Origin of the sequence: Roseovarius sp. PS-C2, from assembly GCF_018862045.1 — a bacterium.
Taxonomy (GTDB): Bacteria; Pseudomonadota; Alphaproteobacteria; order Rhodobacterales; family Rhodobacteraceae; genus Roseovarius.
In genome coordinates this window covers 168,277-182,544 of record NZ_JAHKSQ010000005.1, presented here as the reverse complement: position 1 = coordinate 182,544, position 14,268 = coordinate 168,277, and the positions used below count along the sequence as shown (strand labels likewise).

At 61.3% G+C, this 14,268-nt stretch carries 16 protein-coding genes, 1 tRNA gene and 1 pseudogene; 7 read left to right on the top strand and 11 right to left on the bottom strand.

Annotated elements, in window-relative coordinates:
- Nucleotides 1–2 precede the first annotated feature (2 nt).
- The 3 genes from KPG71_RS11155 to KPG71_RS11145 form a co-directional block, all read right to left on the bottom strand.
- A complete protein-coding gene (locus KPG71_RS11155; RefSeq protein WP_216338151.1) occupies nucleotides 3–890 on the bottom strand; it encodes a phosphotransferase family protein in 888 nt (295 codons plus the stop codon).
- A gap of 73 nt (nucleotides 891–963) precedes the next feature.
- Nucleotides 964–1,644, bottom strand: a complete 681-nt coding sequence (locus KPG71_RS11150; RefSeq protein WP_216338150.1) for a flagellar hook capping FlgD N-terminal domain-containing protein — start codon at nucleotides 1,642–1,644, stop codon at nucleotides 964–966.
- Between the two features lie 11 nt (nucleotides 1,645–1,655).
- Nucleotides 1,656–2,351: a flagellar hook-length control protein FliK gene (locus KPG71_RS11145; protein ID WP_216338149.1), complete on the bottom strand. Its 696-nt coding sequence runs from the start codon at nucleotides 2,349–2,351 to the stop codon at nucleotides 1,656–1,658.
- 584 nt (nucleotides 2,352–2,935) lie between these two features.
- Here KPG71_RS11145 and KPG71_RS11140 point away from each other — a divergent pair.
- The gene (locus tag KPG71_RS11140; RefSeq protein WP_367397345.1) at nucleotides 2,936–3,220 is read left to right on the top strand and encodes a rod-binding protein; all 285 of its coding nucleotides are present in this window, start codon (nucleotides 2,936–2,938) and stop codon (nucleotides 3,218–3,220) included.
- Nucleotides 3,213–3,572, top strand: a complete 360-nt coding sequence (locus KPG71_RS11135; protein ID WP_216338148.1) for a flagellar protein FlgN — start codon at nucleotides 3,213–3,215, stop codon at nucleotides 3,570–3,572. Before KPG71_RS11140 ends, KPG71_RS11135 begins: the two co-directional genes overlap by 8 nt.
- A 208-nt stretch (nucleotides 3,573–3,780) precedes the next feature.
- Here KPG71_RS11135 and KPG71_RS19630 read toward each other — a convergent pair.
- Nucleotides 3,781–3,876, bottom strand: a pseudogene (locus tag KPG71_RS19630) (chemotaxis protein MotB); the annotation flags it as partial.
- 201 nt (nucleotides 3,877–4,077) lie between these two features.
- On the opposite strand from KPG71_RS19630, the gene KPG71_RS11130 reads away from it, so the two are divergent.
- Complete coding sequence (locus tag KPG71_RS11130) at nucleotides 4,078–4,509, top strand: NUDIX hydrolase (RefSeq protein WP_216338147.1); 432 nt, start codon at nucleotides 4,078–4,080, stop codon at nucleotides 4,507–4,509.
- Between the two features lie 12 nt (nucleotides 4,510–4,521).
- On the opposite strand, the gene KPG71_RS11125 is transcribed toward KPG71_RS11130, so the two are convergent.
- The 5 genes from KPG71_RS11125 to KPG71_RS11105 all read right to left on the bottom strand — a co-directional run bounded on the left by KPG71_RS11125 (nucleotide 4,522) and on the right by KPG71_RS11105 (nucleotide 9,285).
- On the bottom strand, nucleotides 4,522–5,214 hold the full coding sequence (locus tag KPG71_RS11125; RefSeq protein WP_216338146.1) for a Crp/Fnr family transcriptional regulator: 693 nt from the start codon (nucleotides 5,212–5,214) through the stop codon (nucleotides 4,522–4,524).
- A gap of 402 nt (nucleotides 5,215–5,616) precedes the next feature.
- A tRNA-Thr gene (locus KPG71_RS11120) sits at nucleotides 5,617–5,692 on the bottom strand.
- A gap of 45 nt (nucleotides 5,693–5,737) precedes the next feature.
- Entirely contained in the window at nucleotides 5,738–7,222 is a 1,485-nt protein-coding gene (locus KPG71_RS11115) for a heme biosynthesis protein HemY (protein ID WP_216338145.1), read from the bottom strand.
- Between the two features lie 16 nt (nucleotides 7,223–7,238).
- Complete coding sequence (locus tag KPG71_RS11110; protein WP_216338144.1) at nucleotides 7,239–8,504, bottom strand: COG4223 family protein; 1,266 nt, start codon at nucleotides 8,502–8,504, stop codon at nucleotides 7,239–7,241.
- 49 nt (nucleotides 8,505–8,553) lie between these two features.
- Entirely contained in the window at nucleotides 8,554–9,285 is a 732-nt protein-coding gene (locus KPG71_RS11105) for a uroporphyrinogen-III synthase (RefSeq protein ID WP_216338143.1), read from the bottom strand.
- A gap of 72 nt (nucleotides 9,286–9,357) precedes the next feature.
- On the opposite strand from KPG71_RS11105, the gene tsaD reads away from it, so the two are divergent.
- From tsaD to KPG71_RS11085, 4 genes are read left to right on the top strand one after another with little or no spacing between them, the layout of a single operon-like run.
- Complete coding sequence (tsaD, locus tag KPG71_RS11100) at nucleotides 9,358–10,452, top strand: tRNA (adenosine(37)-N6)-threonylcarbamoyltransferase complex transferase subunit TsaD (protein ID WP_216338142.1); 1,095 nt, start codon at nucleotides 9,358–9,360, stop codon at nucleotides 10,450–10,452.
- Nucleotides 10,449–11,414, top strand: a complete 966-nt coding sequence (locus KPG71_RS11095) for an NAD(P)H-dependent glycerol-3-phosphate dehydrogenase (RefSeq protein WP_216338141.1) — start codon at nucleotides 10,449–10,451, stop codon at nucleotides 11,412–11,414. Before tsaD ends, KPG71_RS11095 begins: the two co-directional genes overlap by 4 nt.
- Nucleotides 11,408–11,677, top strand: coding sequence for a YciI family protein (locus KPG71_RS11090; RefSeq protein ID WP_216338140.1), 270 nt, complete (start codon nucleotides 11,408–11,410; stop codon nucleotides 11,675–11,677). The genes KPG71_RS11095 and KPG71_RS11090 overlap by 7 nt, the downstream gene beginning before the upstream one ends.
- 3 nt (nucleotides 11,678–11,680) lie before the next feature.
- Nucleotides 11,681–12,100 (top strand): EVE domain-containing protein, encoded by a 420-nt coding sequence (locus tag KPG71_RS11085; protein WP_216338139.1) that lies wholly within the window; start codon nucleotides 11,681–11,683, stop codon nucleotides 12,098–12,100.
- 221 nt (nucleotides 12,101–12,321) lie between these two features.
- On the opposite strand, the gene KPG71_RS11080 is transcribed toward KPG71_RS11085, so the two are convergent.
- Together KPG71_RS11080 and ahcY are read right to left on the bottom strand one after the other, a co-directional pair.
- Nucleotides 12,322–12,663: a DUF2853 family protein gene (locus KPG71_RS11080; RefSeq protein ID WP_216338138.1), complete on the bottom strand. Its 342-nt coding sequence runs from the start codon at nucleotides 12,661–12,663 to the stop codon at nucleotides 12,322–12,324.
- Between the two features lie 196 nt (nucleotides 12,664–12,859).
- Nucleotides 12,860–14,254 (bottom strand): adenosylhomocysteinase, encoded by a 1,395-nt coding sequence (gene ahcY, locus KPG71_RS11075; protein WP_216338137.1) that lies wholly within the window; start codon nucleotides 14,252–14,254, stop codon nucleotides 12,860–12,862.
- Nucleotides 14,255–14,268: the final 14 nt, after the last annotated feature.

Below are 14,268 nucleotides of genomic sequence, written 5' to 3'. Positions count from 1 at the left end.
GCTTATCCCTGCATCAGCGTGGCCAGCGCCTGCTGTTCGGCCTGCGCCGCGATACGCGCCTGAGTGTCTCCTTGCTCGTGACGCCAGAGGCAATAGGCCAGCATCCGCCAGTGATACCACGGAGCAAGCGCGCGATACCGGTCCGCCATGCCGGGCCACGCGTAACTGGCCAGAAACGCGGCCCTTTCAACGGGTTTCAGGGGGTGTCCCCGGTAGGCAAGCTGCATCGCGGGCGACAGGAATACCGCCAGATCCTCGCACGGGTCGCCTATGGACGGGCATTGCCAGTCGATCAGGCAGGCCGAGTTGCCCGAGACGACCATGTTTCCGGGCACCGGATCGCCGTGCAGCAAGGCCGCCTGCCCCGATGGGGCGACCGAAGGACAGGACGGTTCCAGTGCCGCCGCCGCCCGCGCCGCGTGCGATGAACACAACCGCAGGATGCTGCGGGTCTGATCGGCAAGCGCGGCACTGCCATCGGGGGAACGGCGCAGATTCGCCGGAGGGGCCACGGTATGGACTCGGTGCAGTGCCCGCGCCGCGATGGCGGCCCCCCCGGCCCAGTTCGTTCCCGCGAGATGGCCGTAGATCAGGCAGGGGCCGAGGGGCGTTTCGGCAAAATCCAGAAGCCGGGGGGCGATCCCCTGCCCCTGAAGGTGGTGCAGCACATGGCGCTCGACCTGCGGATCGTTCGGAAACAGCGGGTTTCCGGGATCGCCGGTATAGAGCTTGACGACCACCGGGGCGCCGCCCGGCGCCGTCACCTGCCACAGGCGGTTCGTACGTCCGCCCGACAGCGGGTGCCAACGGCCTTCGACCGCCACGCTGCCATGCGATGCAAGCGCCGCGCGCAGGCTGTCGATCATGGCTTGGTCGGGCTGGGTACTCATCGAAGGCACTGTATCCTGCGCGGTGTCGGGGACACCGGACGCTAAGGCACGGGACGGGCCCAGGCAATAGCCATCACTCCTGTGGCGCGCGCAGGCTGAGCACCTTGTCCGAGGCCACCTCTTGCCCGCCCTCCATGACAAGGGTGATCTGTCCGTCGGAATTGCGCGCCTCGACGATGCGGCCATGCACCTGAACCGGGCTGTCCGACAGGTGTTCGCCATTGGCGAACGAGGCCAGCGTGATCGCGTAACGCCCATGCGGGAGGGGTATGCCGCCCGCCCCGATACCGGCCCAGTCAACCGCCCCGGCCTGAGCCGGGACATCGGTGCGCTGCACCACGATCCCGCGACTGTCGGTCACGACAAGCTGCGCGGTATCCGCCAGCGTGTCGGGCTGAAGGGTCAGGGTGAGCGGAGAGCCATCGAACTGCACCGGAACCTCGGCACGGGCCTCCATCCCGACCCAGCCGGACAGTTGCGCCATGCCGATCGCACCCATCCTGTCGCCAAGGGATTCGAGCAACTGGTTGGTGCGCACCTGCTGTTCGACATTGGAAAAGGTGGCCAGTTGGACGGCAAAATCCTCTGACGCGACGGGGTTCAGGGGGTCCTGGTTGCGCATTTGCGCGGTCAGCATCTTGAGGAAGGTTTCGAAATCCGAACTGAGCGCCGGCTTGTCGGCCACGCCAGCGGATTGAGTGGCTGTCTGGGTCGCGGAGGCGGTTTGTGTCGTTGTTGGGGATATGGATGTCATTTTGAGCCTGTTCAGAGTCTGATATCGACGTGTTCGGTAGAAACGTGCAGGGGTGTGTTAGGGGTGTCCGGTGGCTTGGGCAGGTCCTGCGCCGCAGCGGGGGCGTCGGGGGTGGATTGCCCGGTCTCGCCACCCTGACTGGCCCCGTCATCGCCCTGGCCGAATGTGAATTCAGCGGTGCCATAGCCCAAATCATGGAACTCCTGCGCCAGAATGTCCGCGTGGCGGCGCATCAGGTCGAGCGTTTCGCCACACTCGGCCAGTACGGTCACGACAATCATGCCATCGCCGGGGGCCATGCTGATCCGGACGCGCCCCAGTTCGGCGGGGTTGAGCATCAGTTCCACCGCACGCTCCGGCCCCGGCCCTGCGCCGCGCTGAACGGCCTCGGCCAGTTGCGCGGCGACGTGGCGCGGCAGATCCGGGACGGATGAGGGGGCCGCTGTTCTGGGGGCATGGGGGCCTTCGGCCATAACCGAGCGAAATTCCGTCACCGACATGGACTCTGGCTGAAGAGCGAGCCGTGACAGAGCCTGCGACTCATCCTGCGCGGCGCTGAGCGCCCCTGTCGGCGGCGGCGTTTGCCCGCCTTTCTCGCTGTCAGAAATGGTCGGGACGGAAGCGGGCAGGCCTTGCTGAACAGGGATGTCTTTGCCCAGCGGGACGGACCGTTTGCCCGGCATGGTCAACTCAATATTCGGGGCCATCGCGGAAGAAATACTGTGCGGCGGCACAGCCGTGTCTGCCGTTTTTTGGGCCATATCAGTGACAGATTTATTGGCGCTTGGGCTCATCACAGTCGAAAGTTGTTCCTTTTGCGCCGCTGCCTGCGCCGACGGGATATTGGCAAGATTCGATGCATGGTCCGCACCTGGCCGTTCGCCCGGCCCCACCGGGACGACGAGCAGGAAATCCAACGGGGCATCCGGCATCGGATTTTCATGAGGCTGCTCCGCATCCTGCACTTCTGCGGGCTTGTCCCCGGCGTTATCGCCCGCATGCGAAGACTGGTCCGGATCAGGGGTATCGCCGCCCGCGATCTGTCCTGCATCGGCTGCGAACACGGTCCCGAAACTGTCCGGGTGGTCCGTGAGAAGGCGTTTCTCTGTTCCGGGGGCGGGCGAATCGGCCCGGTCCCCCGCTGACGGATCGCTTGGCATAGCAAGGGAAAGGATCATCGCATGCTCCGGGATTTCTTCCTCAACAAATTGAGCATGGCCGATTCCGGTTACTGCTTCTTTACCGGTTTAGGCTCAAATAGAGGTCAGTTCCTTCAATTCGAGGCAAAACAGTGACTGATTTTTTACCGATTCCCCCGCCCGGACCCAAGACCACAACACAGCTGCGCGATAGCACGGCGATGGCCACCGCCAGGAAACTGGAAGCCAGCTTTCTGGCGGAAATGTTGAAATCGACGGGACTGGGGGAACAAAGGAACAGCTTTTCCGGCAGCGCCGGCGAAGATCAGTTCGCCTCGTTCCACCGACAGGCCATAGCCGACCGAATGGTGGAAAGCGGCGGGATCGGGCTGGCCGAGATGTTCTGTAAATCCATGATGGAGACAAGCGATGACTGAAGATACGCCCCAAACCCTGATCGACCGGCTGGACGAGCTTCTGGAAACCGAACGCACCGCGCTTCTGGCCGGGAATCTCGAAACCATCGCCTCGCTTCTGGCGCGGAAGGAGGCCCTGATCGACGCCCTGAACAGGATGCAACCGAACGACCGGGGCGCCCTGGAAAAGCTGCATGAAAAGGTCACACGCAATCAGGCCCTTCTGGACGGTGCACTTCAGGGGATTCGCAGGGTCGCGGCCCGCATGGCGGCGGTGCGCCGGATTCGCCGGTCCCTTGAAACCTACGATCAAAGCGGCCGCCGGCAGGTCATAGACGGCGAAGTGTTGCACAAGGTCGAGAAACGAGCCTGACGCAATTGTTTCAAATGCTGGCAAGACGAACCTTCGGGCTTAGCATTCCATTAGCACTTGTCCCCGATGCTGAACGGGCATCCCGAAACGGATGGCGCAACCACGGACCACTCCGCAGGCTGCATATGTCAGAACGACACCGAGACCGGCCCGGAGGGGCCGGAAAGTGAAATCGGTGCAAAGCACCACAGGCTAAGGAACATTCCATAGCGACCTTCCAGGCACCGCCATGATGCCCGTCACCGCCCGTGACCTTTTTCTTCTTGATGATGACTGGCGCGACGTTACCGCCCGGCGCGCTCATTCTCACCACCTTTCAACTCACCCGAATTCAGGATTAGCAGACAAGGCGTTAGCACCGACTTAACGTTTAGACTTTTCATGGCTTCGCGAACCAGACACCCGGTGCGCGAAAAAATGACAGCGTTCGATACCGGACGGCTGTCGTGCGGCATATCCCGAATTTCCTGTCGCCGAACCCTTCCGCGTTGGCTAAGCATTGCCCATGTCCGCCGATATTTCTCTCACTGCAACCCGACCGATCGTTGCCGTCCTCGCCGTCGTGATCCGCGCCGGTTCCGTTCTGCTGGTTCAGCGCGCCAACTCACCCGATGCAGGCCTGTGGGGGTTTCCCGGCGGAAAAATCGAGTTCGGAGAAGATGTGCTACACGCGGCAGAGCGTGAATTGTTCGAAGAAACCGGCGTCAAAGCCGAGGCGCAGTTTGCATTCAATGCGATCGATGCCTTCGACCATGCTGATGACGGCGCACTGTGTCGGCATTTCGTCCTGATCGCGGTTCAGTGCCATTGGAAAGAAGGGGAACCGGTGGCCGCCGATGACGCTTTGGATGCGAAATGGGTTTCCCTGACGGATATCGAAAACGAGGTTTCGCTCAGCCGTGACGTTGCCAGGGTCGCGCGACAGGCGGCAGGCTGAGATCGGCGCATATCACCCCAGCGTGTCTTTGCCTCTTTGTGTCAGTCCATCGAGCGCTTCGATATCGGTGATCTCGATGTGGCTGCGCTCAGCCCGGACACCATACTCGGACAGCTTTTTCAAGGCGCGGGACAGGCTTTCAGGCTGAACGCCCAGATAGCGCGCCAGGGTGGTCTTATCGAAGGGCAGCGTGACGACCGTTTCGTTCGGCTGCGCTTCTGCATGGATTTGCAGGAAACTCGCCAGGCGCTCGATTGCCTTCATGGATTTGAGCGTTTCGATATGGTCCTGCAACTGGTCATTCACCTCGAGGAAGTGATGCAGCAGTACATTGCCGAAATTCGGGTCTACCCTCAGCGCCTTGCGAACCACTTGCGACGGAAACACGATAGCACGGCTCGGAGTAACGGCGCTCGCATGATGGCTGTATCGCCCATTTCTCATGGCGTCGTTGATTCCCATCGCCTCGCCCTGCGTCTGAACCCGGATCACGGCTTCTTCTCCCGTGCGTCGCACACGATAAAGCTTGACCCAACCCGCCAACAGAACAAAGCACCTGTCGGCTGGTTCGTCATGTATATAGAGTGAGCTCCCGCTTTCGTACTCAACGATTCTGGCATGCGAAACGAGTTCTTCGCGCCTTACCCGGCTAACACGAGACAAAACGGGACAACGCCCTGCCGCAGCAGATACATCTGATCTCATTGGGTTTCTCGTCTTCTGTTCGCGCACAATCACAATACGACTACTCAAGTGTTTTACCACCAAGAAAAGAATCGTCCGGGACGGCAGGCGGCGAAATGAACAATGCGGATCCTATCGTGAACGGGAATGGAATAGGCCTGCCATACGCTCTGTCTTATAAAAGCGTTTCGGTTGTTCCCGCCCTGATCCGTGGTTTGGCCCGGTCTCTTGATCCGGGCGCGCCGGCTCCGGCAAAAGCAGTCTGATCGAGGCGCGCGCCGACTTCCTGGCGGATCGTCTATGAGGCCGAAAGACGGTAAACACACTCGCCACAGATCGCGACATTCGCCAGACAGGCAAGGATGCGGATAAACCCATCAGCGGCGCACAACCCGCTGACTCTATCTGATTTTCAAATTGAAGTGGTGCCGCTGAAGGGACTCGAACCCCCGACCCCATCATTACGAATGACGTGCTCTACCAGCTGAGCTACAGCGGCCCCGTGGAAGCGGCTAATAGCACCGCCAATCGAAGGGGGAAAGACCTATTTTTCGGCTGTTTCCGCCTCTTCCGGTTCAGTATTTTCATCGACCAGTTCCGCATCGACGACATCTTCGTCCGGCTCGTCTTCATCGACTTCCGTTTTGTCCTCGAGGCTTCCCACGATCAGGGGCAGCATCTCAAGGCCCGTCGATGTTGTGATCGCGGCCATCGGCGGCGGCGTCCAGGACAGAGTATCGAAGGCATGACAGTTTTCGCAGGCAGGCGCCCATTGAGCGTGAATATGGTGGCAGTTGTCACAGACCCACGCAGGCCCGCGCGGCGCTGACAATGCGCGCGCAAGCCACCCCTTCACGACGGCATCCGATGCCCCCTCGCCGCGTTCGACCGCGGCCATGATGGTCAGCGCGCGAGCGTCCGGATCGGACTCGACCATGTCGCCAAGCGCGCGGCGGGCACCCGGAAAGTCCTCGGTTGCAAGATGCAGTTCGGCATCCAGCAGCCGGGTTTCACGGTGGTCCGGATGCACCTTCAGAAGTTTCGCAAACCGCTTGAGTCGCTCCTCGGGCGTTTCATCCGGCTCGATCTCGGCAAAGGCCGCGGCCAGGTCGGGATGCGGTTTCACATCCCACGCCTTGCGCACGACGCGGGCCGCGTGTCTTTTCGACCCCTGTTCGATATAGCTGCGCGCCGCGAGAACGGCTGCGGGAATCAGATCCGGGGACAAGCGATTGGCTTCAATCGCCGCCTCGCGCGCCTCGATATCCTTGCCCTCATCCAGAATATCGCGGGCCTCGGACAGGGCCAGAACGGCATCCCGCCGCTTGTGCACATCGCGGGGCAAAGTGCCATATTTCAGCTTGGCGTTCAGTGTCTTGCGCGCACCCTTCCAATCCGATGACTGCGCCTGAAGCTGCAAAAGCGTATTCTGCACTTCATCGTGCCGGGGCTTCAGCGCGAACGCGGTTTCGGCCAGCTTCAGTGCGGTTTCCGTATCCCCATCCAACAGCTTCTGCTTCATCAGGCCACGAACGCCCACAAATCGGGTTTTGTCATTCTTCAAAAGACGCTTGTAAACCTTTTCGGCCTTATCGCGATCGCCCGACATTTCTGCCGCCTGCGCCGTAATCAGGTTGGTCAGTTCCGGCTTGCGCAGATACTTTTCGGCCTTGTTGGCCTTGGACATCGCCAGATCGCCCTCACCCGAGGCCAATGCCATCATTCCCTCGGACAGCGCCCGATATCCCTTTTCCTGCCGGCTGCGATCGAAATAGCGCGAAATCGCGGTTTCATCCCCGTTGATGAATTTCAGGATCGCGACCAGCAACGTGAACAGCTTGAGGAAAATCCAGATCGCGAGAACCAGCAGGATCAACGCGATTACGGCCTTCAACGGCGTCAGGTTGATCTCGAACCCGGCGAAAACGATGCGCACGCCGCCTTCGAGCTCCAGCAAATGTCCCGCGCCGAACGCCGCAGCAGCAACAAGAGCGATGAAAACAACAATCTTTATAATCGACCAAAGCATAATGTGCCCCTCGCTCTCAGTTCATGTCCTGGGCCAGGTTTTCTGCCGCGCTCACGGCCTGCAACCGCAGCGCAACCTGTCCTGCCCAGTCTGACAATTCGGCACGCCCGGCTTCGGGCAGTGCTTCGATTTCGGCCAGTGCATCCTGCAATCGTCCATCGCGGGTGGCCGCCTCGGCACGCGACAGAACCGCATCGGGGTCATCGCCTTCGCGTGGCGTCAAAGACCGTATGCCCAACTGATCGCGCAGGAACCCGCCAACCCCAGCGCCCTCCCCGGTCGACTGGCGGGACACGGCCAGCGCGCGGCGCGCAGCATCGGGGAAGCTGTTTTGCAACTCGCTCAATGTCGGAACGCCACTGTTGGCCGCATCGGCCAGCGCATCGGGCACCGATGCCCCTGCAGCCTCCAGATCGGCCACTGCCGAGGCAAACCCGGTTCCCGTATCCAACGCTGTCTGGATTCGTGTCAGGGCGGCACGCCGCATGGTGGCCTGGGCCGTTTCCTCGGCGCTTTCCTCCATGGCGCGGGCGTCTTGGGCCATCGCCTCGATCTCGGCACGCTGTTGTGCCATCGAATCCTGCAATGCCTTGAGTTCCCGCTCATACGCGGTCACCGCGGCGTCCGATGCGGCCTCGCCTACCGGGCGTTTTTCCACTTCGGTCAACCGGGCATCAATGTCGTCCAGTCGCGCCGTTACCTGCGACACCTGATCCGACACCCCGTCCAACCGGGACATGATTTCAGCCTGCGCAGTCTCGATTCCCGCGGCGTCCAGCGTTTCCGGCATCGCGTTCAGCTTGCTTTCGATCCCGTCAATGGCCGCCGACTGATCTTGCAGACGTTGTTCCACATCCTGTTGAAATCCGGCCCGGTCATCGCTGGCAAACGGCCAATCCGGCGAGACATAGCGCGCCACACCAAACCCGACAAGCGCGGCAGCGACACCGCCCAACACCAAGGGAAAAAACCCGCCCTTGCGGATCACAACCTGTTCTGTCGTGACGGGCGCAGGGGGCGCACTTATCTCGTCTGGCTGGTCCCCGGTATCGTCATCTTCCTGAACGGGGTCTTCGGCAGCGGTCTCATCCTCGGCTGTCTCGTCGTTACTGCCTTCTGGCGCGTCATCCGTCATGTCGACTTCGCCAGTCTCGGCTTTCTCATCCTTCTTGTCTTGATCGATTTCAGGAGTGTCAGCCTCGTCCGGGCTGGTTCTTACATCCTCGGCTGGCGCTTGGGTTTCTTCGCCAACGCCTTTGTCAGATGTCTTCTTGTCAGCCACTTTGAACCACCCTTTCGAATCCAGCCAATCCGGCGCACGCCAAACGACCTTACTTTGCTGCGTTTCCACCCTCAAGCCGCTTGGCCGCGTCTATTGGCCCCTGCATTGCATCCAGCATCGCGGGCGCGGACGGGTGCCGTGCGATCACCACGTCCCTGACGAGTCCCGCAGGTATTTCGGCGCGCGCATTTTCGCTGATCGCGACAGCCCACAAAGGTGCCCTCGCCTTAAGGCCCTGACAGAATACGCGTGCCGAACGCGGCGAAAACAGGGGAACGATCACCGGCGTTCCCCGTTGCAGGGCCGCCTTGGCCATATCGTTCAGATCAACCGCAACCTGACGATACAATATGGCTTCATGTGTCTCTATTCCTGCCAAAGTCAGATCCCCGGAAATATTCCCGGCGGCATGTTCACCATGAATATGCAAATACGGGCCCTGCACCTCGTCGGCCAGAATGCGCGCCACAAGGCTCGGCGCATCCCCGCCACAGGCAACAACGCTCATGCCGGCCTCGCGGGCACTGCGGGCCGTCGCATCGCCCACTGCATATGCCGGAAGATCACGGCGATCCGACAACGCGGCAAAAGCCTCGACTCCATGACGTGACGTGAAAATCAGTGTTCGGAAGCGCGATAAATCAGGCAGCGAACCGCATCGTTCGATCTTCAGAACGGGCGACAGAACGATCTGCACCGTGTCCCCGAACCGGCGTCGCACCTGATCGGCAAAGGCGGCACCCGATGGATCTGGCCGCGTAATCAGGATCGTGGGCACCATTCTCTGTCCAGAGTTGTTTGCATGCCCTTCCGGTGTTACCTGCCTGTAAAGCAACACGCAACGGCAGACCCCATGCGCTCCTCTCTTACCATCCTCGGGCTGGAAAGCAGCTGTGACGATACGGCGGCGGCAGTGGTCCGCTCCACCGACGAGGCGTCGGATATCCTGGCGTCGGTCGTTTACGGTCAATCCGACCTGCATGCCGCCTTTGGCGGTGTCGTGCCGGAAATCGCCGCACGGGCCCACGCCGAAAAGCTGGATACCTGCGTGAAACAGGCTCTGACCATCGCGAACCTGACATTGAACGATATCGACGCCATCGCAGTCACGGCTGGCCCCGGCCTGATCGGCGGCGTGCTGTCGGGCGTCATGTGTGCCAAGGGAATTGCCGCCGCGACGGGGCTGCCGCTGATTGGCGTGAATCATCTGGCAGGGCATGCGCTGACGCCGCGACTGACCGATAACATTGCCTATCCTTACCTGATGTTGCTGGTTTCCGGGGGGCATTGCCAGTTTCTGATCGTGCGCGGTTGCCATGATTTCAGCCGCCTTGGCGGCACGATCGATGATGCGCCGGGCGAAGCGTTTGATAAAACCGCGCGCCTGTTGGGTTTACCGCAACCGGGGGGGCCGGGGGTGGAGCGGGAGGCGGAAAAGGGGGACGCGGCGCGGTTTCGGTTTCCGCGGCCGTTGCTGGACCGGCCGGGGTGCGACATGTCGTTTTCGGGGCTCAAAACCGCCGTGCTGCGGGCGCGCGATGCGTTGATCTCGGAAAAAAGCGGCCTTTCAAGGCAGGACAGAGCCGATTTATGCGCGGGCTTTCAAGAGGCCGTCTCGGACGTGCTGGCGGAGAAAACACGCCGGGCGCTGGACATCTACATGGCCGAAGCCCCCGAAACGCCGACATTGGCCGTGGCCGGGGGCGTTGCGGCAAATCGTACGATTCGTACGAAACTGGAGGCCGTTTCGTACGAAACCGGTGTTGGTTTCGTCGCGCCGCCGCTATCGCTGTGCACCGACAACGCGGCAATGATCGCCTATGCCGGAATCGAACTGTACCGCGCCGGGCATCGCGACGGGCTGGACCTGGCCGCGCGGCCGCGCTGGCCGTTGGATCGCAGAAGTCCGGCCATGCTGGGCAGTGGCAAGAAGGGGGCCAAGGCATGATCACGATTCTGGGCGCGGGCGCCTTCGGGACGGCACTGGCGATCTCTCTGGCGCATAAGGGGCCGGTGCGCCTGTGGGCGCGGGATGCCGATCATGCCACGGAAATGCAGAAAACCCGCCGGAACGAGCGGCGGTTGCCGGGTGTCGATCTGCCCAAAAACATCACGATTTCAACCGATTTAGAGCCTGTTTCCGGTCAGAACCCGACATTGCTGGCCGTTCCGATGCAGCGCCTGCGCTCGGTCCTGAACGATTACACCGACGCGCTGTCCAACGGGATGCTGGTGGCCTGCTGCAAGGGTATGGAGCTCAGCACCGGAATGGGGCCGACGCAGATCATCGGGGCCGAACTGCCCAAAGCGACCCCGGCCATCCTGACCGGCCCGTCCTTTGCCGCCGATATCGCGCGCGGATTGCCGACCGCGCTGACACTGGCCTGCGCGGACGAAACTGCGGGCGAGGCACTTCAACAGGCGCTGAACACGCCGAACCTGAGAATATACCGCACCACGGATGTGACGGGGGCGGAACTGGGCGGGGCGCTGAAAAACGTCATGGCGATCGGGTGCGGCGCGGTTATCGGTGCCGGGTTGGGCGACAGCGCGCGCGCCGCCCTCATGACGCGAGGCTTTGCGGAAATGGCGCGCATGGCAACGGCACTTGGCGCGCGGCCCGAAACCCTGTCGGGGCTGTCGGGCTTTGGCGATCTGGTGCTGACCTGCACCTCGGATCAGTCCCGAAATTACCGTTTCGGGCTGAGTTTGGGCCGAAATGAAGTATTCGACAGCTCGGTTACGGTGGAAGGCGCGGCCACCGCGCGCGCCGTGTGTGACCGAGCGGCAGAGATGGGGATCGACATGCCCATCAGCCGCGCCATCACCGCCCTGATCAGTGGCGAATTGCAGGTTGATCAGGCTATGGATATGCTTTTGTCACGACCACTGAAGGAAGAACGATGCTGATAGCCCTTATCGCCCGCGACAAACCCGGCGCCCTGCAAACCCGTCTGGACAACCGCGATGCGCATCTTGCCTATATCAAGGAAACCGGCGTCGTCGCGCAGGCAGGTCCCTTGCTGGACGACAGCGGCAACATGGCGGGATCGCTGGTGATCCTCGATGTCGAAACGATGCAGCAGGCGCAGGACTGGGCCGACCATGACCCATATGCCAAGGCGGGCCTGTTCGGGGCTGTCGAACTGATCGAATGGAAAAAGGTGATCTGAGACATGCGATACTGGCTGTTCAAATCCGAACCATCGACCTGGGGCTGGGACGACCAGATCGCCAAGGGCGATACGGGCGAGGAATGGGACGGCGTGCGCAACTATCAGGCCCGCAATTTCATGCGTGAGATGAAGGTGGGCGACCGTGGCTTTTTCTATCACAGCCAGAAGGAAAAGGCCGTGGTCGGCATTGTCGAGGTGATCGCCGAGGCCCACCCCGACAGCACCACGGATGACGCGCGTTGGGACTGCGTGGATATCAAGGCCATCGCCCCGGTTGAAACGCCGGTCACACTGGACATGATCAAGGCCGATGAACGGCTGTCCGACATGGTGCTGGTGAAGAATTCACGTCTGTCCGTTCAGCCCGTCACCGAAGACGAATGGCGCATCGTGTGCGACATGGCCGGTGTGAAAGCCTGAATATGAACGGAGGGCGCCGGGCCATATATCGCCGACACCCTCCGCTACCCCACGTGCTCCCTACTCACCACACGTGTCTCTGGATCAGGTCCCGGCCATACTGGCCTTTGGAATGACATTACGGCAAAGCGCGCCGTGAACCAAACGCCGAATACCTAGAATACCCTTCAAATGGAAAACGCCCGCGCAAAGGCGGGCGCTTCACGATACGTTGGGCAGTGTCAGCCGTAGACCGACTCTTTGCCGAAATGCTTGGTCAGCATGTAATAGACCACGGCGCGGTATTTGTTGCGCTCGGACCGGCCATAGGTGTCGAGAGCCTGATTGATCGCATCCATCAGTTGCGGGCCATCCGCAAGGCCCAGCTTCTTGACCAGGAAGTTGTTCTTGACGGTTTCAAGTTCGGCTTCCTGGGTTGCGGCCACCGTAGATGCATCCGCATTGTAGATCGCCGGCCCGCAGCCGATGGTCACCTTTGTCAAAAGGTCCATATCCGGCGTCATGCCGCATTTGTTGCGAAGATCATCGGCATATTGAGCAATCAGCTCGTCACGCTTTCCCATACTGTCTCTCCCACCTGTCCGGCCAATCCGCCGGTTTTCCGTGTTGATACATCAGCCCCGAATGGCGCTGATTGTCACGATAACGGCAGATCAGCGGGGCACAAAGGGAAAACTTGGGGCCTTCTCCCCGGACCGCGCAAAGAAAAAGCCCCGGTCGCCAAACCGGGGCTTTCATGGCAAGTCGCCTGACTCTGCGTCAGTAACGATAATGCTCCGGCTTGAACGGGCCTTCGGGTTTGACCCCGATATAATCGGCCTGTTCCGGGCTGAGCCGGGTCAGCTTCACGCCGATCCGGTCCAGATGCAGGCGGGCGACCTTTTCATCCAGATGCTTGGGCAGGATATAGACCTCGTTGTCGTATTTTTCGCCGCTTTGCCACAGTTCGATCTGGGCCAGCACCTGATTGGTAAAGCTGGCCGACATCACGAAGCTGGGATGCCCCGTGGCGTTGCCAAGGTTCAGCAGGCGGCCTTCGGACAGAAGGATGATACGGCTGCCCGAGGGCATCTCGATCATGTCCACCTGATCCTTGATGTTGGTCCATTTGTGGTTCTTCAGGCTGGCGACCTGAATTTCGTTATCGAAGTGACCGATATTGCCGACGATGGCCATGTCCTTCATCTCGCGCATGTGTTCGATGCGGATCACGTCCTTGTTGCCGGTGGTGGTGATGAAGATGTCGGCGCTGGCAACCTGATCTTCCAGCGTGGTCACCTCGAATCCGTCCATCGCAGCCTGAAGGGCGCAGATCGGATCGACTTCGGTCACTTTCACGCGCGCACCGGCCCCGCGCAGCGATGCGGCGCTGCCCTTGCCCACATCGCCATAGCCGCAGACGACGGCGACCTTACCGGCCATCATCGTATCGGTGGCGCGGCGAATACCGTCGACCAGGCTTTCCTTGCAACCGTATTTGTTGTCGAATTTCGACTTGGTCACGCTGTCGTTCACGTTGATCGCCGGGAAGGGCAGGTGGCCCTTTTCCATCATCTTGTAGAGACGATGCACGCCGGTGGTGGTTTCCTCGGACACGCCCTTGATCATGTGGCGCTGACGCACGAACCAGCCGGGGCTTTCGGCCATGCGCTTGCGGATCTGGGCGAACAGGGCTTCTTCCTCTTCGCTGGTGGGGTTGGCGATCAGGTCTTCCTCGCCCTCCTCGACGCGCGCGCCCATCAGGATATAGAGGGTCGCATCGCCGCCATCGTCCAGGATCATATTGGCGCCGCCGTCTTCGAACTGGAAAATCCGGTCGGCGTAATCCCAGTATTCCTCCAGCGTCTCGCCCTTGATGGCGAATACCGGCGTGCCGCCCTCGGCAATCGCGGCGGCGGCGTGATCCTGCGTGGAAAAGATGTTGCACGAGGCCCAGCGCACCTGCGCGCCCAGTGCGACCAGCGTTTCGATCAGAACGGCGGTCTGGATCGTCATGTGCAGGCTGCCCGCGATACGCGCGCCTTTCAGCGGTTGGCTTGCGCCATACTCCTCGCGCAGGGCCATCAGGCCGGGCATCTCGGTTTCGGCGATATCCAGCTCCTTGCGGCCGAACGCCGCCAGGGTGATATCCTTGATGATATAGTCCTTCGCCATCCGGGTGGCTCCTT